This is a genomic window from Chryseobacterium sp. SIMBA_029, from assembly GCF_046535275.1.
Taxonomy (GTDB): Bacteria; Bacteroidota; Bacteroidia; order Flavobacteriales; family Weeksellaceae; genus Chryseobacterium.
Genome location: NZ_JAWRXA010000040.1, coordinates 1 through 460 on the forward strand (window position 1 = coordinate 1; position 460 = coordinate 460).

At 35.7% G+C, this 460-nt stretch carries 1 pseudogene; it reads left to right on the forward strand.

Annotation, left to right across the window (positions count from 1 at the left end):
- Positions 1-460, forward strand: a pseudogene (locus tag SB679_RS23105) (SusC/RagA family TonB-linked outer membrane protein); the annotation flags it as partial.

Genomic DNA, 460 nt, shown 5'->3' on the forward strand with positions numbered 1-460 from the left:
GCTTCAAAAGTAACAGCAGGTACCTTAGCGTATTTTGGAACATTAGATTATGATTATAAGGATAAATATGGGGTAAGTGGAGTTGTAAGAAGAGACGGATCTTATCGTTTCCTTCCTACCAACAGATGGGAGACTTTCTGGTCAGTTGCAGCAAGATGGAATATCGACAAAGAAGATTTCATGGCTAATTCAGGATTCAGACTATTAGAATTAAGAGCTTCAATCGGTACTACTGGTAACCAGAATTTAGGTATTGCTACTGATAACTCTAACCCATTGGCTTTACTTCCAAATAATTTCCTTGACCTTTATAATGGTTTCTCAGGATATCAGAATTTATTAGGATATAACTTTGTTAACTTATCAAACCCGTACTTAGAGTGGGAGCAGGTAAAACAAAGTAACATCGGATTAGATTTTAACTTTAAAGGATTAATTGAAGGTAGTGTTGACTACTACC